Below are 22,666 nucleotides of genomic sequence, written 5' to 3' on the forward strand. Positions count from 1 at the left end.
TCTAAAATAGAATTGAATAAAAATTTGTAGGGAGTCTTTCTATGGAGGAGTAATGAAAGAAAATATTATATTTATTCATGGTTTAACAGGGAATCAACGAGCGTTCAATAAACAAATGAATTATTTTAAAGGTAAATATAATACATATTCTTATAACTTACTAGGACATGGTGATGATAGAGGAAAATGGGTTGATTTTTCACTAGATAATTTAGTAAAGCAATTAGAGAAATTTTATGAAACGAAAGAAATTGATGAAGCTCATATTTGTACACTTAGCTATGGTTGCTATCCTGGTACAATTTTTACCACAAAGTGGGAACATAAGGTGAGTAGTTTATGCTTTATTGGTGGACACTACAATTTCCCATCACAGTTATTTGAGGTATTCATGCACTATAGAGATAATCGGTATGGAGATTACTCGACGTGGTTAAAGAAATATACAAATGCAATCTATCCGAAAGGTAAATTATTTGATCATTATTCAACACTTTCAAAGAAAATTTACTATAAATATGGTCTTGAGTTAGAAGAAACGATTTTAAAAAGGGCGATTGAACATAGATTATCGTATGACCTACGTAGTGAGCTTCGAAAATTAGAAGTTCCTATTTTATGGGTGATGGGTGACCATGATTATTTGTATAAATCATCACTAAAAGATCTAAATAAGGATATTCCACATGTGATTTATAGGGAAATTAAATATGCAGGTCATGCCGCAAACTTATATCGACCTAATTGCTTCAAAGATATTTATGAAGGATTTTTAGTGCAATACCAACATGAAAAATGACTAATCACTAAAATTTGTAATAATATAGTAAACTTCACTAAGGTAATTAATGGTAAATAGGTGTTAATTCATCTAATTAATACAATTATTAGATGAAAAAACTATAAATGATCTTATATTAGTATAGATTTATAGATTTAAAGATGAAATTTTTTTCAAAAGATGATATGATAGAATTATCTTAAAATTTCATAGACTAACAAATATTTAGAGGAAGGTGACACGATGACATCAAGAGTCGAAACAAATGATAGTAGTTTACCACTACGTAAGGACGTAAAAGCACTAGGACATATACTAGGTGAGATTATTGTTCATCATGGTGGTACCGAACTACTTGAAAAAGTAGAAAAACTTAGAATGATGGCAAAAGATCTTCGAAATAACTTTGATAAACAAACATACAATGAGATGAAAAATGAAATAGTAAATTTAGATCCACCAATGAGAAAACAAGTTATTCGCGCATTTTCAATCTATTTCCATTTAATTAATGCCGCAGAATCAAATCACCGAATTCGCAGGCGCCGTGAATATCAGCTACAAGACGATCATGTCGTACAATCTGCCTCAATAGAGAGTGCACTATTGTCACTAAAGGAAAATCAAATTGATGAGGCGACAATTCAAAATGTACTGAATACGTTATCATTAGAACTAATTATAACTGCACATCCAACTGAAGCAACAAAACGTTCGGTTATAGACATCCAAAAGCGTATTGGTATGATTTTAAAAAGCTTGGATAATCCAATCTTAACAAAAAAAGAACGCAAAAAGTTAGAAGATAGCTTACTTAATGAAGTAACAATACTTTGGCAAACTGACGAATTACGTCATCGTAAGCCAACAGTAATGGATGAAGTTCGAAATGGTTTGTATTATTTTGATCAAACGTTTTTCGATGTTCTACCAGATATCCACCAAGATCTAGAAGAAGGATTAGGGGAGCAATTTCCTGATCACAAATGGAATGTTCCGAATTTCCTTAGATTTGGATCATGGATTGGCGGAGACCGTGATGGAAACCCAAACGTAACCCCAGAAATATCATGGGAAACGTTAGAGAGTCATAGAGAGTTAGCTGTAAAGAAATATAAAGAATCATTAATCGAATTGATGAAGCGCTTTAGTCATTCAATTACTCGTGTAGAAGTAAGTGAAGAATTATTTGCTAATGTAGAAGAAGAGGAAAAGTTTTATTTATCAGGTGGAAAGCAATGGCCGGTGGAAACAGAAGTTTACCGTCGTAAGCTTGCTGTCGTTTTATTGCGCCTTGAAGAAGTTGGAAAATCAGATTTAGGATATAAATCATCTGATGAATTATTAGAAGATCTTTACTTAATTCAAAGAAGTGTTAACAAGCATCAGCCAGCACAACGTGAACTGAAAATGCTAAAGAAATTAATTCGTCAAGTTCAATTATTTGGTTTCCATTTAGCTACATTAGACATTCGAAACCATAGTGGTGAGCATGAAGCTGCTATAACAGAAATTTTAAGAAAAGTTAAAGTTGCAGATGATTATTCAACACTTTCAGAGGAAGAAAAACTTAAAACTCTTGAAAAAGTGTTAAAAGATCCACGTCCTGTTCTTTTATTAAATGAAGATTATTCTAAAGAAACACAAGAAATGATTAAAGTATTTACAATGATTAAAAAAGCGCATGATACTTTTGGGAAAAACTCAATTCTTGTATATCTTATTAGTATGACACAATCTGCAAGTGATTTACTTGAAGTATTGGTACTTGCTAAAGAAGCTGGAATTTATAGACTACATGTTGATGGAAGTGTAGAAAGCGATTTAAATGTGGCTCCTCTTCTTGAAACTGTTGATGATTTAATTGCAGGACCAAAAATTATGGAAACATTATTTACAATGGATGTTTACCGTAATCATTTAAAAATACTTGGTGATTCACAAGAAATTATGCTTGGTTATTCTGACGGTAGTAAAGATGGCGGAACAATTACAGCTAATTGGAAGCTTTATAAAGCACAATTAGAAATTCATGATATGGCAAAACGTCATAAAATTGGGTTAAAGTTCTTCCACGGTCGTGGTGGATCATTAGGACGAGGTGGCGGTCCATTAAACCGTAGCATTCTTTCACAACCAGCTGAAACACTAGGTGATGGTGTGAAAATTACAGAGCAAGGTGAAGTGTTGTCTTCACGCTACTTAAGTGAGGATATTGCTTACCGTAGTTTAGAACAAGCAACATCTACACTAATAGAAGCATCTGTTAATTTATCAGAGGGATCAGAACAAAAACATTTACGTGAACAAGCTTGGGAAGAGGCGATGGAAGAGATTTCAATTGTTTCTCTTAAGAAATATCAATCACTAGTATTTAATGATCCAGACTTTTTAACATACTTTACTGAAGCGACTCCGCTAAATGAGTTAGCTGAACTAAATATCGGATCACGTCCAATGAAGCGTAAAAACCGAAATCGTTTTGAAGATCTTCGAGCGATTCCATGGGTTTTTGCGTGGACTCAAAGTCGTCAGCTATTACCAGCTTGGTATGCTGCAGGATCAGGTTTAGAAAGCTTTGCTTCAAAAAGTGAAGAAAATCTTAAACTGTTACAACGAATGTATAGTGAATGGACATTTTTCCGTTCAACAATCGATAATTTACAAATGGCTTTAATGAAGGCTGATATTACAACAGCTAATGAATACACATCACTTGTTAAAGATAAAGATATTGCAGAACGTATTTTTGGAAATATTGTTGAAGAATATAATAAAACGAAAACAATTTTACTCCAAATTTCAGGTGATGAAGAATTATTAGATCACACGCCGAATATTAAAGAATCTGTTCATAGACGTAACCCTTATGTTGATCCATTAAACTTCTTACAAGTGGAGCTAATTAAAGAACTTCGTGAACAAGAAGAACCAAATGATGAATTATTAACAGAAGTATTGTTAACAATTAGTGGTATTGCTGCAGGTTTACGTAATACTGGTTGATTTTATATGATTTTATGGACTATCGATTATTATCGATAGTCTTTTTTACGTTTTTAAAGAAAACACCATTATCATATTTCAGTACTTGATTTAGCAATGTCTCTCTATTATAAAGAAATCAATATGTATATGAATAGAAATGTGTAAGGTAATCTAACGTAAATTTAGTTGATTGTAAGGATGAAGTTATATACATATGAAAAATCTTACAAAATGGAAATGAATCATATACAAGCATTAAATATTAAGTAAGGTGCGAATGCCTTATTGGAAACAGTTCTAACGATTTTGTCTAAATATTAAGAGGTAGGAATAGAATATAGAATATAACCCAAAAATAAACATGTCACATAGTAACATGTTTATTTTAATGAATTTTCCAAAATCTATCGTTTATCTTGTGTAGAAATAGTAAAATAGTTACATAAGATGAAAAAAATAGGAGGTTGAAATAATGGAGAGTAAACCATCTCATTATGATGGTAGTGTTCAAGCTGATTATACTGGATCAACTGCTGTAAATGAAATTGAGGAATTACAAATCACAGATGAAATGAGAAAGAATATTGCTGTAAATCCTTACAATGTAAATGTAACTGAATAGAATTATAAAGGGGAATGTCTTTCTTTTTTGACAAATCCCTTTTTTATTTTATGCAACTCTTTATAGTGCAAAAGTTTGTTAGGATAATGATAAGTTGAAGTTCAACGTGAAATAGTTGACATTAATTAATACCTTTAATATAATTGTCTCGAATTGAAAATATTTTAATTGAATATAATATAACATGTATTTTTTATGTAATTTTGATTCAAAATAAGGTGACAAAATAAAAGGAGAATAACTAATGACAAAAATTCTATACATTACAGCACATCCACACGACGAAGCACAATCATTTAGTATGGCAGCAGGAAAAGCTTTTATCGATTCATATAAAGAAACAAATCCTAGTGATGAAATTGTTCACATTGATTTGTATAAAGAAGATATTCCACATATTGATGTTGATGTATTTAGTGGCTGGGGTAAGCTACAAACAGGCAATGCTTTTGATGAATTATCAAATGAAGAAAAAGCAAAGGTGAGCAGATTAAGCGAATTGTGTGAGCAGTTTATCTCTGGAGATAAATATGTATTCGTAACACCTTTGTGGAACTTCTCATTTCCTCCAGTAATGAAAGCATATATCGATTCAGTGGCTGTTTCAGGTAAAACATTCAAATATACTGAGCAAGGTCCTGTTGGATTATTAACAGATAAAAAAGCACTACACATTCAAGCACGTGGTGGAATTTATTCTGAAGGGCCAGCAGCTGAATTAGAGATGGGACATCGCTACTTAAATGTTATTATGAATTTCTTTGGTGTGCCATCATTTGAGGGATTATTCATTGAAGGACACGCTGCAATGCCAGATAAAGCAGAAGAAATTAAAGAAAATGGAATTGCTCGTGCTAAGGATTTAGCTAAGACTTTTTAATAAAGTAGCCTAATTTTTAGATCTTCCCTAAAACTACATTAGGGGAGATGTTTTTTGAAAGGTATAAATTTATAACATATTTTCAAACATAAAAAAATATTAAAACAGCAGGATAGAAAATCAATTGAGTAACTTTGTATCCTGCTGTTGATTTGTTTCTTTATTTGAAGTCTAACTTTAACCTATATTCTTTAATCGTTTCTTCAATTTCATTTAATTTCATTTCCAGTTTCTCAGTTGAGTGACCAGTAGATTCAAGTTTTTCAATATCTCCTTGAACTCTTATATACTCCATTTTTAACTCATCAATTTTTTGATTAAATTCACTAGTAGTCAATTGGCATTCTCCTATTCTTGTTTTTAAATTGATTATAATAATAGTAACAACTAATCTGAAATAAGTAAAAAAGCAACCATTAGACTTTGCTAGTTGGTTGCTTTTTAGGTTTGAATTAGAGTTCTATCAGTAAGCGTTTTCATAAATCACACCTTTAAATGTGATCGTTAATTTCGTTTGTTGTTCTTTCATTAAATTCTTTTTTAATTCTTTAATTCTATTTACAGCTTCTGTCATACCAGATGCACTAATTTTCTGTTCACTTGTTTCATTACCATTATCAATTAAAAATACAAAGTGTTTCATTTGATGTTAGACCTCCTGAGATGTATTAAGTTTTATTTAGATTTAGTATTAAATTAAATATTTTGTAATAAATTCATTATAAAATAAAATGGCACCATTGTGTGTAAGTGCTTTCAAAAAAGTATGAACAATTTGTGAATACGTTTTCATAATTTGTTTAGTGAATAGCAATATTCACTAAGGCGGTATACGGAAACAGCACTGTATAAAGTCTACTGGTACTTTTTCTATGAAGTAAAAGAATTTTAAGAAATAATTATTTCAATGCATCAATCTTTCAGAAAAGAGCCTTCACTAAAATAAATAAACGGCAAACGCAATAATAATTGATATTGCAAGGATAATATAAATTAGTGACAGCCTTGAAATATTTCCTTTTGTTTTTTCATCATAATTATTATCTCCTTTTCCGCCCAATAAAATCGTTCCTAATAAAGCTAGCACTCCAATAATAACAACTAACATCATAAGTATTTTCATAAGGTACTCCTTTTAAACAGATATTTTCATCTTTTGCATCAAAGTAATAGATTCATCTATTACATAATCATATCTTAGCCTATATTTAAAGTTATTTCTATCATTAATGCCAAGAGGACTCCTTCCACAAAAATTCGTTAGAATTATAGGTGGGAGGTGAATTGGTGATTTTAATTTTTAAGCAGAATCTCACTGCCATTTCTGATATTATGAAGTATAGAAACGCTTGTTCTGATACAATAGGAGGTGAAAATCAAATGACGAACTACAAAACAATGCAAATATGGATAAAAAAAGGTCATAGAATGCACGATTACTTTCAGAAAATGTGTGAAAATGCAAAAAACATGCACAATGTTACTAATTTTTATATCCGTCAAATATACACTGGATTAACGCAAGAAAAGGAGCTTCTACCTCTTCAAATAGAAGCATTAGCTAATATTGATAATTTTTTCCCAAGAATGAACGATAATCAGCTTTTAGCTTACCAAAAGAATTTAACTAAAGAAAAGATGAAACCGATTGAAAAACGTAAAGAAATTAAGTGTAATTTATTTGTTAAACCTTCAAAGGAAAAACCTTATGTTGATTATCATTTCTTAGATTCTCTTTTCAAAGTAATGATGCAAAATGATTATCGTTCATTACCAACTCAATCAAGTCAAGCGATTATGAAAGTGGTCTTTCAAAATTGGAAATCTTTTTATGCTAGTTTACGTGACTTTAAAACAAACCCATCTAAATTTAAAGCAAGACCTAGAATACCTGGGTACAGTCGTTCCAAAGAAAAAGAGGTTTCGTTCTCTAACCAAGATTGCGTGATCAAAGAGGATAAGTTCTTAAAGTTTCCTAAAACTAAGGATCGTTTGAATATCGGTAAATTAGGCTTTACGAATGGAAAATTAAAGCAAGTTCGTGTAAATCCTAAATATGGCCATTATGTAGTAGAAATAATTTTTGAAGTTCCTTCGGAGCTTGAAGTAAAACCATCTAAAAATCGTTTGATGTCAATTGATTTAGGCATTGATAATATTGCAACCATCGTCACAAATACAGGTCGAAGACCTATTTTAGTGAAGGGCGAAAATATCAAAGCAATCAACCAACAATACAATAAATTAAAAGCCCACTATACGGGCGTTCTTCGTCATGGTAAAAATCCAAAAGAAGGACAATTTACATCCAAACGGTTAGAAAAAATTCACAATAAACGTTTCAATAAAATCAAAGATTTGTTTCATAAAGCAAGTCATCAAATTGAGAGAATTGCTTTAGAAGAAGATATAGATACCATTGTTATTGGACAAAATAAAGATTGGAAACAAAAATCAAATATGGGTAAGAAGAATAATCAAACATTCGTGACGATTCCGCACAGTCTTTTGATTCAAATGATTACATATAAACTCCAAAGACATGGTATTCAAGTCCTCATAACGGAAGAATCATACACTTCAAAAGCAAGCTTTCTAGATTGTGATAATATTCCCGTTTACTCCGAAAATGAGTCAAAAAAATCATTTTCAGGTAAGCGTATTAAACGTGGAATTTACCGTTCGAAGAACGGAGTAATTATCAACGCCGATGTAAATGGTGCGGCTAACATCATGAGAAAAGTCTTTGATTATGCTTTTAAAGAGATGTTTTCAGAAGTTGAATCATTGTTGAGACCACAAGTATTGGTTTTGAAATAAAAAAAGTAATCCCAAAGGCAAGACCAATGGGATAAAGGGGTTGGGTGTTTTTAGCACACCAAAGTGTCAACTCCACTAGTGGTTAATCGTCAGGTTTCAAGTCGATACCCTAGAAACCCCCACTTCAAATTATGAAAGAATTAAGTGGTGGGAGTGTTCATTATACTAAGAAACTGACTAATTATGTGTCTCCTGAAAAATGAGTAAATAATCACCTTTTATTGCTATAAACATGCTTAGGTACAATGTTTCCTGTTTAAAAGAAATGAATGATGAGGGTTTAACTTATCATTAAGTGTGGAATTGTATTTATATAACACACTCATGAGTTGTACAAGTACTTGAGTTTATTTAAAAAAGAAGCGCTTCTAGTGATCTTGTGTTCTACACACAAGGAACAGTCAAAATCTTTGTATTTTTGATACATTGTTCCGGTTAATGCACATATGTAAAATGATATTTAAGAAGTGAATTTCATATTTTGTTTCTTTTATGGAGGTGTTTATTTTGCAAGTCAATTCAAGGGATTTCTTCCTATTTCTATCAAAAAATAAAACGTTGAATCGTGCCGCTCAAAGTTGGGGTGGTGGAATTGCCTCCGGTAAGATTGTTGGTGGAATTGATTTTCCTAGTTCGGTTAAATTTATTAAAGAGTTAAATGAGAATGGGTTAGCTGTAACAGTCGATCATTTAGGTGAGTTTGTTACAAGTAAAGCTGTTGCAAAGGAACGTACAGAGGAATGTATCCAAACAATTGAGACCATTGCAGCTCAAAAGATAAATTCACAGGTTTCTTTAAAGCTAACCTCTTTAGGTCTAGATATTGACGAACAATTAGTTTATGAAAATATGACAAAAATACTTGATACTGCTGAAAAGCATCAAATTATGGTCACGATTGATATGGAAGATGAACAACGTTGTCAAAAAACACTAGATATATTTAAAGATTTCAAACAAAAATATAACTATATTAGTACAGTTTTACAAGCATACCTTTATCGAACAACTAATGATATAGAAGAGTTAAATCAATATCATCCATCCCTTCGATTAGTAAAAGGTGCCTATAAGGAATCAGCTGATGTAGCATTTCCTGAAAAAATAGATGTAGATAATAATTTCAAAAAAATAATTAAAATGCATTTGTTAAATGGAAACTTTACTGCAATCGCCACACATGATGATGCGATTATTGAGTATACAAAAGAGTTAGTAGATAAACATAATATCCCTAAAAATCAATTCGAATTTCAAATGTTATACGGTATGAGAGCAACAACACAAAGAGAATTGGTGAAAGAAGGATATAACATGCGAGTGTATATACCTTATGGTCAGGATTGGTATGGATATTTTATGAGAAGATTAGCTGAACGCCCAGCAAATCTTGCTTTTGTACTTAAAGGAATGACCAAAAAATAATTCTATCAATCATGTAAATTATGACTATGTATAAGCATAGGGAAAAATGAAAGTCACTATAAAAACTGACTAGCTACTTTTACTTAAGAAACATATAAACAACAAAGGAGTCGATCTAAATGACAACAGCTTACAAACATGAACCATTTACTGATTTTAGTAATGAGGAAAACCGTAAACAATTTCAAGAGTCATTAGCTAATGTTAAAGAAATTATGGGAAAAGATTATCCACTGGTTATTAATGGTGAGAGAGTTTCAACAGATGATAAGATCATATCTTATAACCCAGCAAATAAAGAAGAAGTTGTTGGAAAAGTTTCAAAAGCTAATAAAGAACATGCTGAACAAGCCATTCAAGCAGCATCTGAAGCGTTTGAAGATTGGAGATATTGGAATCCAGAGGAAAGAGCAAATATTCTATTTAGAGCAGCAGCTATTATTCGTCGGAAGAAACACGACTTTTCAGCTTTATTAGTAAAAGAAGGTGGAAAGCCATGGAAAGAGGCAGATGCTGATACAGCTGAAGCAATTGACTTTTTAGAGTATTATGGAAGACAAATGATTGAATTAGCTAAAGGTAAGCCGATTAATAGCCGTGAAGGTGAAATTAACCAATATGTCTATACGCCAACTGGTGTAACAGTTGTGATCTCGCCATGGAACTTCTTATTTGCAATTATGGCTGGAACAGTTGCAGCTCCAATTGTAACGGGTAATACAGTTGTTTTAAAACCTGCTAGTACAACACCAGTTATTGCGGCACTATTTGTTGAAGTATTAGAGGAAGCTGGTTTACCAAAAGGAGTTGTAAACTTTGTTCCAGGTAGTGGATCTGAAGTTGGTGACTATTTAGTTGATCATCCAAAAACAAGCCTTATCACATTCACAGGCTCACGTGAAGTAGGTACACGTATTTTTGAACGTGCTGCTAAGGTTCAAGAAGGACAAATGCATCTAAAACGTGTCATTGTTGAAATGGGTGGTAAAGATACTGTTGTAGTTGACAAAGATTGTGATATAGAGCTTGCTGCTCAATCTATCTTTACTTCTGCATTTGGATTCTCAGGTCAAAAATGTTCTGCAGGATCACGAGCAGTTGTTCATGAAGATGTTTACGATCAAGTTCTTCAACGTGTTGTAGAAATTACTGAAGAAAAAATTGTCGGTAATCCTGAAAATGGTGACACCTATATGGGACCAGTTATAGATCAAGCTTCATTTGATAAAATCATGGATTATGTTCGTGTAGGTAATGAAGAAGGACGATTAATGACTGGTGGTAAAGGGGATGATTCGAAAGGTTACTTTATCCAACCAACGATCTTCGCTGATCTTGATCCGAAATCTCGATTAATGCAGGAAGAAATCTTTGGACCTGTTGTAGGATTTTCAAATGCAGCAAACTTTGATGAAGCTCTTAAAATTGCAAACAACACAGAATATGGTTTAACAGGTGCTGTTATAACTAGAAATAGAAAACATATTGAACGTGCAAAACAAGAATTCCATGTTGGTAATCTTTATTTTAATCGAAATTGTACTGGTGCAATCGTTGGATATCACCCGTTTGGTGGATTCAAAATGTCAGGTACAGATTCAAAAGCCGGTGGTCCAGATTATTTAGCTCTACACATGCAAGCTAAAACAATAAGTGAAATGCTGTAAAAAGTATTTAATAACGGGAATAAGGCTGGGACATAATTAAAGATGTCATACAAAAAGACGAATAAATCAAAATTCAGTTAAGTTGAAAGAAACAAGTTCGTTCCATTGCGCTGCAGACATAAGATTCGCCGGGGAGGAAGCTATGCCTCCTCGGCGCAAGCGCCTGTGGGGTCTCAGCCTTTCCTCTGCACCCGCAGGAGTCAAATGTCTTCCGCTTCATTCCACCAGTTCTTAAAAATAGTATGCAAAATCAAAAAATCTGATTGAAGACAGTAAATAAAAAACCCGAAATATTAGGCGAATAATTAATTGAAATATCTCCTAATATTTCGGGTTTATCATTAGCTTAAATACTTATGTCCCAGCATCTAAAATATTCTCTTTATGTCAAAGGGAGACCCAAAGCAGATAAACGTAAACTTCTTTTCATGAGGCTGTTTTCGTTAACTTTGTTGCTTTAACAACTCCAAGTAAACATTACTATATATAGCATAGTGGCATCTTTACTTCATAAGATAGTACCTATTTTGCTATAACAACAATGTCTCCACTGCATAATTAGGTCTATTAGCAACAATCAATCAGAAAAGAGTCTTTCATGAACAAAGTTTAGTAAATATTATATATAGATGTTATTGTTAGTTGGGTTTTAAAAAAGCGTCTGCTTCTTTACTATTTGGTTGAGAAAGCAGGCTTTTTGCTATGTTGAAAGGAAAAGAGGGAATTATTTCGAAGGCTGCTAATCACAGTATAAAAAAGGAAATGATAGAGCCTATAGAAATATCAAATCTAAAAATATTCTCTTATTAAGGCATTATGGCATACCTCTATTTATCTACCAAATATCCCCCTTTTATCTTTTAGCTAAAGTAAGACTAGGAATTTAGGTAGAGTTGAGTTTATTTTACCCAGTATAATTGTACGAAAATTCAGAATCATGATGTTTATCAAGATAAAAAGTGGTACAATCATAGTGACAAATATTCCATAATTATCCTTATTATGTTGTGCTAAAGTTGATCAGAAATACTTTTATCAACTTTTTAAACAACCTCTATTAGTACCTAGGAGTTTAGTCATTATCATACACCTTAGCTCTACCAGTCATATTTGTCACTGTGTAGGGCTATTTTTGTCTTAAGAAGGGGGTGTTAAAAGTGTTGGAGTGGTTAGAGCTGCTTCTCAAAGTGTTAGTTGCTGCTGCCACATTGTTCTCTTCCATCACACTAGGAATGAAAAATTTAGATGATTTAAAGCGGAAAAAAAAGAAAAAGCGCCTCCTATAAGGAAGGCGAAAGGAATAAAAAATTTTTCAGTTAAATTATAACAGATTAATGATTAATATTAAATTATTTAGGATGAAATTTTTAGGTGCTAAAGGATTTTATGGAATATTGTCTTTAATCATATTTTAAGGGAGGAATCATGATGAGCAATGTTAATTTAATTCCTTACACTGTACAAACGATTATTAAAAGTACAAAGGAAATCCCACCTGGAATTCAATTAATTAATGCACCAACTTCATGGGATAACGGATATAAAGGTGAAGGTATAGTTATTGCTGTTCTAGATACTGGCTGTGAAACTAATCATATCGAATTAAAGGAACAAATTTTTGATGGAAGAAATTTTACGACAGATGATCAAGGAGATCCAACGAATTTTGAAGATTACAATGGACATGGTACACATGTGTGTGGAACAATATGTGCTACCAAGAATGATAATGGTGTAGTTGGTGTAGCACCAAATGCGAAACTCTTAGTTGTAAAGGTGTTAACAGAAAAAGGATATGGAGAAACTAAATGGGTTATAGAAGGTATTAGATATGCGATGAATTGGCGTGGTCCAAATGATGAAAAAATCCGAATCATCTCTATGTCACTTGGAAGCAGTGAAGATAGTCCAGAGCTTCACAAAGTAATTCAAGAAGCTGTAAAGAGTAACATTCTAGTGATTTGTGCAGCAGGTAATGAAGGAGACGGAAATCATGAGACTAATGAATATGCATACCCAGGTGCTTATCCAGAAGTTGTACAAGTGGGTTCAGTAAATTTAAAGAAGGAAATGTCCAAATTCAGTAACACGAATACTGAAGTTGATCTCGTTGCACCAGGTGAAGAAATCCTCTCAACATATCTTAACAATGAATTTGCCGTATTATCAGGAACCTCAATGGCAACACCACATATTTCTGCAGCAGCAGCTCTAATCATCCAACAATGTGAACAAGAATTTGAACGCTCTCTTACAGAAACTGAGAGCTATGCACAAATGATTAAAAGAACAGTTGAATTAGATTTTAGTAGACGTTATCAAGGTAATGGATTATTAGATTTATCAATTGGTTTTACATCTAAGTCCCATCAAGATGGAGAATTAACTGTTACGAAATAAAACTTTTGATAGCTACTTGATTCATTTTCTACTAGCTAAAATACAAATAGAACGTTTATTACAGGTGCTTCTCAATTTAATGAAGAAGCACCTTTTTTCTTTTCGTTCATAAGTTTTTAATATTTTGAAACTTTCCATTGACCTGTTCGTATTACATATTGTGGATAATTAATAGCTATTATGATTCCTTTTTAACGTACTACATGTTTTAATTTTTCAGAAAAGAGTCTTTAATCAATACATATTTAGGAGGATGGTTAAATGTTAACGACTATTGGGTTTTTTATGATTTTAATTCCAATATTAATTATCGGAGCTATTGCTGGAATAGGTTATTTCTTCTGGGTGAAAATTCGTTATCGTACGGCAAGATCAAACCAGGCTTTGATTATTACAGGTCCAAAGCTAGGAGATCCTGAAAAAGAAACAAATATATTTACTGACCTTGAAGGACGTTCGATGAAAATTATTAGAGGTGGAGGCTATCGCTTAAGACGTTTTCAAACCTCAACACCAGTCAATTTAACGTCATTTCAATTAAAGCTTTCAACACCTAGAGTATACACTAATGGTGGTGTTCCAATTGTTGCAGATGCTGTTGCAATGGTAAAGGTTGCAGATACTTTAAATGGAATTGCAAACTATGCTGAGCAGTTTTTAGGAAAAGAGCAGGATGAAATTGAATCAGAAATTATTGAGGTTCTAGGAAGTAATCTTCGAGCTATTCTTTCTAAAATGACAGTTGAGGATATTAATAGTGATCGAGAAAAGTTTAATCATGATGTATCAGAGGTAGCACAAAAGCAATTAGATTTAATGGGTTTTAAAATTACATCTTTAGGTTTAACTGATTTGCGTGACGCAGATGAAGAGAACGGTTACTTAGAAAACTTAGGTCGTCCAAGAATTGCTGAAGTTCGTAAATTAGCCGAAATTGCTGAAGCAAATAGTGAACGCGAAACACGTATTCACCGAGCACAAACTGATCAAGAAGCAAAAGAAGAAGAATATAAGCGTCAAATTTCAGTGGCAGAATCTAAGAAGGAAAAGGATATAAAAGATGCTGCATTCAAGGAAGAAACCGAACGTGCTAGAGCAAAATCTGAACAATCTTATGAATTAGAAAAAGCAAAATTATCAAAAGAGGTAAAAGAAGAAGAATTAACATTAAAATTCTTAGAGCGAGAGCGCGCGGTTAAATTAGAGGAAGAAGAAACAAAAGTTCGTAAAACAAAAGCAGATGCTGAATATTATGAAACAACACGAAAAGCAGAAGCAGAGGCGCGTAAAGCTGAAATTGATGGGGAAGCAAAAGCAAAAATTCGCAGAGAAGAAGGAACGGCAGAAGCAGATGTTATCCGTGAACGTGGTAAGGCAGAGGCAGAAGCTCGTAAGCTTTTAGCTGAAGCAATGGAGAAACATGGAGATGTTATTATCACTGAAAAATTAATTGAAATGCTTCCTGTTTTTGCAGAAAAGATTGCACAACCACTTAATAATATTGATTCAGTTAAAATTATCGACTCTGGTAATGGTCAGGGATTACCTAACTTTGGAAAAAGTATTACAAAAACAATGGTAGACATTCAAGAGCCTTTAAAGGAAATGACAGGGATTGATATGGGAGCTTTGTTAAAATCATATGCCGACAGAACAAATAAAACTTCGAATCACATTACTGTTAATGAAGCAAAAAAAGAGAATGAGTTACTAGCAGAAAATACAGAAGAAAAGAAAATGGAAAATTGATTCAGGATCAATAGATCAAGATAAACAAGTTAATAATAGATTTACTCACCATATAAAGAGGTTGGAACATAAGTATTTTAACAAAATAGAAACCGAACAATGGGTGTAGGTGTAGTTACGTCGCTCCTGAAATATACTCCGCTTCGCTATTACTTTGTTCGGAATTTTTGTTAATTACTACATTATGTCTCAGCCTCTTTTGTCATGCGTTATTGAAAAAAATAGAATACACTGTAACTTTATCTAACAAACAAGCTATACATTTTCACTTTTGCACAGTATCATTATGGTAAATATAACCGATGTAGGAGCTAGATGTATGGACGAGCTATTGGAACGGATTTTATCAATATCAGATATTAATGAAATCATCGATTATGTAAGTAACGGTTTAAAAAAGCCAGTGATTTTGGAGAGCGATCACTTTTTTCTTTTAGCATATAATTCCTATTATGTTGATCATTTTGATTTAGCGAATCAGAGAACGATTTTCTCAAAGAAATGCCCTTTAAATATTTTCGAAAAGTTTGTAGAAACTGGTATTATTGATTCGTTGAAAACAACAGAAAAGCCTTTTAGAATCAATGAAATGAGTGATATAGGATTAAATAAACGTGTAGTTGTTAGTGCAAAATACATGGATACAATTATGGGTTATATTTGGGTTCAAGAGATTGACGCCGAATTAACGAATGAGGAAATGGATTTTTTGTATAAAGTATCTTTTCATGTAGGAAAGATCATACATAAGAAAAATAAAATCAAACAGCAAAAAGCAGAAAAAATTGAGAACTTTTTTAGACGAGCTATTACCAATAGTATTAAAAACGAAAAAGAGCTAAGATGGGAAGCTGCTCAGTTAGATATTGTATTACCTTCAATCTTTAATATTATGGTTGTAAATGCAATTGAAGCTGAAGAAGAGCTTGTAGAGGAACTAAAAGAAACGATTCGTTCTTATTTAAACTTAAAGGATAATACAAGTCATGTTTTGATAAATCAAACAAATATTGTCATTATCGTTGGCTGCTATTCACTCAAATATTCACCTGTAGCAACATCATTACAAATTATCGAGAATTTATTAACAAACTTTGACGAGAAACGTTATTCAAATATATATATAGGGGTAGGAAATGAATATCGACAAATTTCCTCACTTCATCATAGCTATGATGAAGCATTGGAAGTTGTTACTATTGCAGAAGAAATTGGAACACAGGAAAACGTACCTTACGAATATGATAAAATGGGTATTTTTCGCTATTTGGATGTGATTAAAGAGAAAAATAAAAAAAATAATTACCAAAACAAGAACCTGCAAATCCTGCAGACAAAGGATCGAGAAAGTCAAACAGAATTAGTGAAAACACTAGAGTATTATTTAGTTAATAACTGTAAGCTAAAACCTACTGCTGAACAAATGTTTATCCATCTTAACACACTGAATTACAGAATGAAGCAAATAACCGAATTAACTTCAATTGATTTTTCTGATTTTAATCAAAAGTGTCAGTTATATCTTGATTTGATGTTAACTAAAAAATTGTAGTTGATGTGGCGTTACAAACGATAAAAAAACAGGCAGAGTGATAAACAATGCCTGTTTCTTTTATTACATGTATTAAGCACTAATCGTTTTATTTTCTACTTTTACGAAATGACTATAAATCATTAAAAGTATTGCACCAAATATTGCTGCGCAGCCAATAAATAAATATAATGAAAAAATACTATAGGTATCGATAAATTTACCACCTATTAATGCACTTATCATACCTGAGTAACCAAAGAATACTGAAATCAATAAAACATGTCCAGTTGATTGAAGGCGTGCAGGTACAATTTTTGTCACATAAGAAAGTGCTACTGTAAAAAATACACCAAATGTAATTCCATGAAGCAATTGGTAAAAAATTAACTCAACTGAACTTGAAGCAAATGACATACCGATAAATCGAATCCCATATAATATTGCAGCAAAGATAATAAACGTTAGATCATTATATTTTCTGTACCAATAACCACTCGTAAAAAACACCAGCACTTCGGTTGTAACTCCCCAAAAGAACGCCCAACCAATTGTTGTTTCCGTTCCACCAACTTTTTGAATAAACACACTTAGGTAAAGATCATTTGCTCGATGTCCTAAAGTAATAAATAAAACAATTACTAAAAAGACTGTAAATGGTACGCTTTTTAAAAGATGAAAAGCATCTCTAAAATTGACCTTACTCTCAGAACCATCTGTTACTTTTATGTCAGTTAAGAAAATTGAGATGATAAATACAATAAAACAGAAGAACATAAAAGGTATAACAATATTTTCTACACCGAGATAACTTAATAAATAACCAATAGTGATACTTGAAATCCCATATCCTAATGAGCCCCACATACGAATACTGCCAAAAGTAACATTCATTTTGATAGCTGTTTTTTGAGATAAACTATCACTCAGTCCTCCTGTTGGAGCTAAGAAAAAGAATAAACAATAAATTAATATAGCCAATGCTGTGAAGCTATCGAGCTGAAAAAATACAAACCCTGAAAAAAGCATACCTGCCACACAAAATAACAATACTTTTTTAATGCTTCTAAATTTGTCGCTAAGGTATCCCCCAATGGGTTCAGAAATCAAAGAAGCAAATGGTCCAATTGCTAGTAGCATCCCAACCTCAGTTGCCGAGTAACCTTTATGTAATAAATAGATTGGTAAATAAGAAGTACATATAAAACCAATTGCTTGGATAAAAAATAAAAATGATTTTAATGGTGTTGTTTTCATAGATGTTTGTCACAAGCCTTTCAAAAGTTAATTTGCTGAATAAAAGTAAATGATTTTATTGAAAACGATTTCCTAAATACCACAAAAAAAAAGAGACTTAATCAATGTTTTGAGGTCACTTTCCTGATTATACCGACTAAAATAATGATAATCAATAGAAATATGGATGCGATAAGGAAAACGGTTTCTAGTGAATTTGTGAAACAGAGCCACCTTATCTAAAAAATTCAACAGGTTAATTTGTTGGTTTGAGTGTAGTTTCATCAAATGAACGATTATATGTCGAAGTTGAACGATTATCTATCAAAGTTGAACAATTTTCTATAATTTTAACAAATCAAACAGAGATGAAGTTATTTTGAAAAGAAGAAGAGGCATTGTAAATGTTCACAATGCCTCTTTTAGCTAAAAATTCAATAAATTGATCAATCTGGATATGTTTTTTGTAAAAAGCGAACAGATTGAATGATTAGTTGTTTTAATACATCTACATCAATATCTGACATTTTATTAATGTAAACACAAGCTTTACCTGATGTGTGTTTACCGAATTTTTCGAGTAACTGAGTACGTTCTGTATCTCCTGTTGCGAAATATAAACTAATTTTCGCTTTGCGAGGTGAAAAACCAACTAATGGCGCATCACCTTCATGACCTGTTTTATATTTGTAATGGTATTGTCCAAATCCAATAATGCTAGATCCCCACATTTTTGCTTCATAGCCGGTTGTATCTGAGAAAATATCTACCAATTTATATGCATCTTCACGTTTTTTTGGATTTTCTACTTGTTCAATGAATTCCATGACATCATGATCGTTCTGTTTTGTTTTTAATTCATACACAAGTGAGTACCTCCAACTTTTTAAATTAGTTTATAATACCGAGTGTTTTTAGGCCATTGTAAATCCCAGAGTCATTTACAGATGTTGTTTTATGTTTTGCATATTGAAATAGATCTGGATGTGCATTGCCCATTGCAAATCCTTCGCCAACAACACTTAACATTTCTTTGTCATTCATTCCATCACCGAAAGCAATCGCATTTTCTTTAGGGATATTGAGTAATTCAAGAATGTGTTGAACAGCAATACCTTTGTTTACATTATCACGTATAACATCATAGCAGTGTCGTAAACCATCAACATTCACTTGTGATAAGTGAATAGACGGCTCTTTTGTTTCATATAAATTTTGTTCATTTTCTTTTAATTTAATAAGTGTTATACCAAGAATCTGGTTAAGGAATTCTTCTGAAAAGTGATTGTTTTTATGTAAATGGAAGGCTTCTATAAATTCTTTAACAACCTCGTTTTCTAGGTTAGAAAATATATTTTTTTCGTGAGTATACAAAACAAACTCATGTTCTTTTTTATTAGCAATGTTTACGAAAGAATCAACGGTTGATTTGCTCATTGGTGTTTTGAATATATCTTTATTTTCATGGATTGCGTATGCACCATTGTAGCCAATATAAGAATGGATATTTAGCTCTTTTGCAATATCAGATATTTCGTGTAATGGGCGACCTGTAGCAAGAAAAACAGTTATTCCCTTATTTTTTGCTTCAATTACTGCTTGTTTTGTTGTTTCTTCAATCGTGTCATCAGGCTTTAAAATTGTTCCATCAATGTCTAAAAATAATATTTTGTAATTTGTCATTTTCAGCTCCTGGTTCTTGTTATGGAATCTTTTTGATAAGTGATACTATGCTCTACTAGATAACCTATCAAAAGAGTTTTTTAATTACCATTATTTTATCATAATTAGATGAACGAAATCTTTTTTGTGGATTTTTTAATATTTTTTAAAAAAAGAGGTTTATTTTTTTTTCTAGAGGTAATAATAATAAGCGAAATTGCAACAAAATTGTTTGATTGATTTAGGAGGAAAAGATTAATGGCACAAGGTAAAGTAAAATGGTTTAACTCAGAAAAAGGTTTTGGATTTATTGAAGTTGAAGGTGGAGATGATGTATTTGTTCACTTCTCTTCAATTCAAGGTGAAGGTTACAAAAGCTTAGAAGAAGGTCAAGAAGTTTCTTTCGATATTGAAGAAGGAAATAGAGGACCACAAGCTGCTAACGTTCAAAAAATATAAAACCAGACAAAAACCATATAGAGTATGAGTCAAAGGGTCTGACCCCTAAAAAGTTACAATTATACATAGTGTTTAACGCTATTTTTGTATCAGGGGGTCAGACTCTTGTTTTTGTTTGACTTTTTTATTTTCTGTACTTTTTTAATCTTTATAAGAATAGGTTGTACTATGTATCTCTTTTGAAATGCATGTAAAAAAGGAGGTAATAGTATGAAGGTTGTTGATCAATTAAAAGCATTTATTGTGGATCAAGATGTGATTCCAAAGAAAATAAATATTCATCCAGATGTACTAGCAGAACTAGAAGATGAAAAGTTTGTTTATTGCATTAATATTAATTCAGGAAATCCTACTAAAAGATTTATGGGGATTGAACTCATTCCTACAAATAAAGTAAAAAGCTTTGATATATTGGAACAAGATGATCAAGCTCAAACGGAAAGATGGATTGTTAAAAAAGAAGTCAAAAAAATAAAGCAAAAATATTTGTCAGAAGATAGTGTTTTAACTAATGATATGAATTTGCTTTTTGCGTACATAGGCTATCTTGAAAGAGAGCTTGAAGATAAAACAAATTATTTAAGTTATTTAAAAGAAAAAGAAAAAGAATAAACCATACATGAACAAAAGTTGGAACAAAAAACCTACAATGAGTAGGTTTTTTGTTTTAAATTTTTTTATGAGGGAATTGAACAATAACACAATAATCAAGCGATTTAGGAGTGTTATAAAATGATTTCTTCAGAACAAAAAAATTTATTGAAAAATACCTTAAAAGAAGAAAAACAAAAACTAAAATCCTCATTTCATCACACAAATGAAACTCAATCATCTGGAGAGTTATCTAATTATGATAATCATCCGGCAGATACGGCTTCTGAGTTGTATGAAAAGGAAGCGGATATGGCCATTAGTGATCATGTTAAAGAGGAGATAAATAAGATTGAAAATGCATTGCAAGCAATGAGTGAGGGCACATATGGATATTGTAAAGAATGTGGAAAATCTATTACATTCGAACGATTAGAAGCTGTGCCAACATCATTATACTGTATCAATCATACAAATCAGAACAACACACAACCATTCCGTCCGGTTGAGGAGGAAGTAATCGATCCATCTTTCAATAATAATAGAAGAAGTACGGAAATAAATGATTATGAAGACAGCTTTGCTGAAGTAGCTAAATATGGGACAAGTGAGACACCATCAGATTATGCTGGTGATGAAGAAGATTATCAGGACAAATTAGACAAAGAAGGATTCACCGAAGACTTTGAACGATATATTGGAAATGATATGAAGGGAAAAAAAACAAAAGTTTTCCATAATAAAAAATAGATTTTCACTTACTTACAATAAGTGACCACTTTAGTGAAAGAAATATACTAAAGTGGTTTTTTATAAGTAAGAATTTTTTTGCATATGGCAAATAAGACGGCCCTCTTAAACCGCGTTTTCTAATTAAGGTCAACCTTTTGAAAATGCTCAACAGTAGGGAATGGTTCATAAAAATGATGTAATAGCTTTTTCCATTCTAAATATTGTGGAGATGATCTAAATCCCTCAGTGTGATCTTCAAGTGTTTCCCACGTTACTAGCAGAAGATATTTGCCTTCTACTTCTATGCATTTTTGTAGCTCATGAGAATGATATCCTTTCATTGATCGAATAATTGTTGATGCTTGACGAAATGCTACTTCATATTCTTTTTCCAAGCCTGTTTTCACATGAAGCATAACAGCTTCTAAAATCATAAAATCACTCTCCAGTAATTCATTTTTAAATAATGGTAGATCAAGTTCTTGATGTTCGACTAAAACAAAGAGTTATTTTTTCAGTAGAAACTAGTAAACATCATTTTCTCTAAAATAGTATTCTCTTTACTATTCAATAAGTAAAATAAATCTCCTGTTTATTTGTTATCTATTGTAGCTTCAGAAAGTTAGCAGGTGGGGAACGATAATTCTAGATAAGATAAAAGTGAAATCAATCTCGTTAATAAAGTGAAAACATGATTTGGAAGTTCTAAAAAAAAAATTCAGGGTAAGTTTTTAATTTAAATATTTCATCCTCCGATAGTAGATCGCGAAATTATTATTAAAGACTACTTTTCTGTTTTTTGTCATAAAGTTAACTAAAAAACTTACAATCTTTGATTTAATGTTTTATAATAAAATAACAAGATAATAACTAAAATAACAAAAGCCGTTTTTAAAAAGTTTGCTATGTTAAAGCTTAATGTTGATTTTTAGCACTTTGTTGATTGGAGTGAAAGGCATGAGACTCCTGCTTAGAAAAGCGTGTCGAAGGGAGACCACAGGCGCTTGCGCCGAGGAGGCTCCCAGACCTAGGAAGAATTGATCTTTGAAAAAGCCGGTAATTGGGCTTTTTCATTATTCTTCCCCTAGGAAAAAACGAACTGCATTTTTTCCCGGGAAAGCGA

21 protein-coding genes are annotated in these 22,666 nt (G+C 32.0%); 14 read left to right on the plus strand and 7 right to left on the minus strand.

Annotated elements, in window-relative coordinates:
• The first annotated feature begins 52 nt into the window (after positions 1 to 52).
• The 4 genes from LC076_RS09460 (at position 53) to LC076_RS09475 (ending at position 5,271) form a co-directional block, all read left to right on the plus strand.
• Positions 53 to 799 carry an alpha/beta fold hydrolase gene (locus LC076_RS09460; protein WP_226667997.1) on the plus strand — a complete coding sequence of 249 codons (747 nt, stop codon included), beginning with the start codon at positions 53 to 55 and terminating at the stop codon, positions 797 to 799.
• A gap of 225 nt (positions 800 to 1,024) precedes the next feature.
• The gene (gene ppc / locus LC076_RS09465) at positions 1,025 to 3,787 is read left to right on the plus strand and encodes a phosphoenolpyruvate carboxylase (protein WP_226667999.1); all 2,763 of its coding nucleotides are present in this window, start codon (positions 1,025 to 1,027) and stop codon (positions 3,785 to 3,787) included.
• Between the two features lie 454 nt (positions 3,788 to 4,241).
• Positions 4,242 to 4,391 (plus strand): hypothetical protein, encoded by a 150-nt coding sequence (locus LC076_RS09470; RefSeq protein ID WP_226668002.1) that lies wholly within the window; start codon positions 4,242 to 4,244, stop codon positions 4,389 to 4,391.
• Between the two features lie 244 nt (positions 4,392 to 4,635).
• Entirely contained in the window at positions 4,636 to 5,271 is a 636-nt protein-coding gene (locus LC076_RS09475) for an FMN-dependent NADH-azoreductase (RefSeq protein WP_226668004.1), read from the plus strand.
• Between the two features lie 160 nt (positions 5,272 to 5,431).
• Here the strand turns inward: LC076_RS09475 and LC076_RS09480 are convergent, their stop codons facing one another.
• From LC076_RS09480 to LC076_RS09490, 3 genes are all read right to left on the minus strand, one after another.
• Positions 5,432 to 5,608 carry an SE1832 family protein gene (locus tag LC076_RS09480; protein WP_226668562.1) on the minus strand — a complete coding sequence of 59 codons (177 nt, stop codon included), beginning with the start codon at positions 5,606 to 5,608 and terminating at the stop codon, positions 5,432 to 5,434.
• Between the two features lie 126 nt (positions 5,609 to 5,734).
• Positions 5,735 to 5,914 carry a hypothetical protein gene (locus LC076_RS09485; protein ID WP_226668006.1) on the minus strand — a complete coding sequence of 60 codons (180 nt, stop codon included), beginning with the start codon at positions 5,912 to 5,914 and terminating at the stop codon, positions 5,735 to 5,737.
• A gap of 294 nt (positions 5,915 to 6,208) precedes the next feature.
• Positions 6,209 to 6,394 carry a hypothetical protein gene (locus tag LC076_RS09490; RefSeq protein ID WP_226668007.1) on the minus strand — a complete coding sequence of 62 codons (186 nt, stop codon included), beginning with the start codon at positions 6,392 to 6,394 and terminating at the stop codon, positions 6,209 to 6,211.
• Positions 6,395 to 6,651: 257 nt separating this feature from the next.
• On the opposite strand from LC076_RS09490, the gene LC076_RS09495 reads away from it, so the two are divergent.
• The 7 genes from LC076_RS09495 to LC076_RS09520 all read left to right on the plus strand — a co-directional run bounded on the left by LC076_RS09495 (position 6,652) and on the right by LC076_RS09520 (position 16,884).
• Positions 6,652 to 8,091: an RNA-guided endonuclease InsQ/TnpB family protein gene (locus LC076_RS09495; protein WP_226668545.1), complete on the plus strand. Its 1,440-nt coding sequence runs from the start codon at positions 6,652 to 6,654 to the stop codon at positions 8,089 to 8,091.
• 507 nt (positions 8,092 to 8,598) lie between these two features.
• Positions 8,599 to 9,516, plus strand: coding sequence for a proline dehydrogenase (locus LC076_RS09500; protein ID WP_319005506.1), 918 nt, complete (start codon positions 8,599 to 8,601; stop codon positions 9,514 to 9,516).
• A 119-nt stretch (positions 9,517 to 9,635) separates the two neighbouring features.
• On the plus strand, positions 9,636 to 11,183 hold the full coding sequence (gene pruA, locus LC076_RS09505; RefSeq protein ID WP_226668012.1) for an L-glutamate gamma-semialdehyde dehydrogenase: 1,548 nt from the start codon (positions 9,636 to 9,638) through the stop codon (positions 11,181 to 11,183).
• 1,157 nt (positions 11,184 to 12,340) lie between these two features.
• Positions 12,341 to 12,469, plus strand: coding sequence for a hypothetical protein (locus LC076_RS24140; RefSeq protein ID WP_264191486.1), 129 nt, complete (start codon positions 12,341 to 12,343; stop codon positions 12,467 to 12,469).
• A 142-nt stretch (positions 12,470 to 12,611) separates the two neighbouring features.
• Positions 12,612 to 13,583: a S8 family peptidase gene (locus LC076_RS09510; protein ID WP_226668014.1), complete on the plus strand. Its 972-nt coding sequence runs from the start codon at positions 12,612 to 12,614 to the stop codon at positions 13,581 to 13,583.
• Between the two features lie 261 nt (positions 13,584 to 13,844).
• Positions 13,845 to 15,332, plus strand: coding sequence for a flotillin family protein (locus tag LC076_RS09515; RefSeq protein WP_226668016.1), 1,488 nt, complete (start codon positions 13,845 to 13,847; stop codon positions 15,330 to 15,332).
• 319 nt (positions 15,333 to 15,651) lie between these two features.
• The gene (locus tag LC076_RS09520; RefSeq protein ID WP_226668019.1) at positions 15,652 to 16,884 is read left to right on the plus strand and encodes a PucR family transcriptional regulator; all 1,233 of its coding nucleotides are present in this window, start codon (positions 15,652 to 15,654) and stop codon (positions 16,882 to 16,884) included.
• A gap of 72 nt (positions 16,885 to 16,956) precedes the next feature.
• On the opposite strand, the gene LC076_RS09525 is transcribed toward LC076_RS09520, so the two are convergent.
• From LC076_RS09525 to LC076_RS09535, 3 genes are all read right to left on the minus strand, one after another.
• Positions 16,957 to 18,120 carry an MFS transporter gene (locus LC076_RS09525; RefSeq protein WP_226668021.1) on the minus strand — a complete coding sequence of 388 codons (1,164 nt, stop codon included), beginning with the start codon at positions 18,118 to 18,120 and terminating at the stop codon, positions 16,957 to 16,959.
• A gap of 425 nt (positions 18,121 to 18,545) precedes the next feature.
• Positions 18,546 to 18,965, minus strand: coding sequence for a DUF1801 domain-containing protein (locus LC076_RS09530; RefSeq protein ID WP_226668022.1), 420 nt, complete (start codon positions 18,963 to 18,965; stop codon positions 18,546 to 18,548).
• Between the two features lie 25 nt (positions 18,966 to 18,990).
• Positions 18,991 to 19,782 carry an HAD family hydrolase gene (locus LC076_RS09535; RefSeq protein ID WP_226668024.1) on the minus strand — a complete coding sequence of 264 codons (792 nt, stop codon included), beginning with the start codon at positions 19,780 to 19,782 and terminating at the stop codon, positions 18,991 to 18,993.
• 237 nt (positions 19,783 to 20,019) lie between these two features.
• Here LC076_RS09535 and cspD point away from each other — a divergent pair, with 237 nt between their 5' ends.
• The 3 genes from cspD (at position 20,020) to LC076_RS09550 (ending at position 21,561) form a co-directional block, all read left to right on the plus strand.
• On the plus strand, positions 20,020 to 20,220 hold the full coding sequence (cspD, locus tag LC076_RS09540) for a cold-shock protein CspD (RefSeq protein ID WP_146948576.1): 201 nt from the start codon (positions 20,020 to 20,022) through the stop codon (positions 20,218 to 20,220).
• Between the two features lie 210 nt (positions 20,221 to 20,430).
• Positions 20,431 to 20,832 (plus strand): hypothetical protein, encoded by a 402-nt coding sequence (locus LC076_RS09545; protein ID WP_226668025.1) that lies wholly within the window; start codon positions 20,431 to 20,433, stop codon positions 20,830 to 20,832.
• A 120-nt stretch (positions 20,833 to 20,952) separates the two neighbouring features.
• The gene (locus LC076_RS09550; protein ID WP_226668027.1) at positions 20,953 to 21,561 is read left to right on the plus strand and encodes a TraR/DksA C4-type zinc finger protein; all 609 of its coding nucleotides are present in this window, start codon (positions 20,953 to 20,955) and stop codon (positions 21,559 to 21,561) included.
• Between the two features lie 119 nt (positions 21,562 to 21,680).
• On the opposite strand, the gene LC076_RS09555 is transcribed toward LC076_RS09550, so the two are convergent.
• A complete protein-coding gene (locus LC076_RS09555; protein ID WP_226668029.1) occupies positions 21,681 to 21,977 on the minus strand; it encodes an antibiotic biosynthesis monooxygenase family protein in 297 nt (98 codons plus the stop codon).
• Positions 21,978 to 22,666 lie beyond the last annotated feature (689 nt).

Origin of the sequence: Metabacillus litoralis (assembly GCF_020524045.1) — a bacterium.
In the GTDB taxonomy this organism is placed as follows: Bacteria; Bacillota; Bacilli; order Bacillales; family Bacillaceae; genus Metabacillus; species Metabacillus litoralis_C.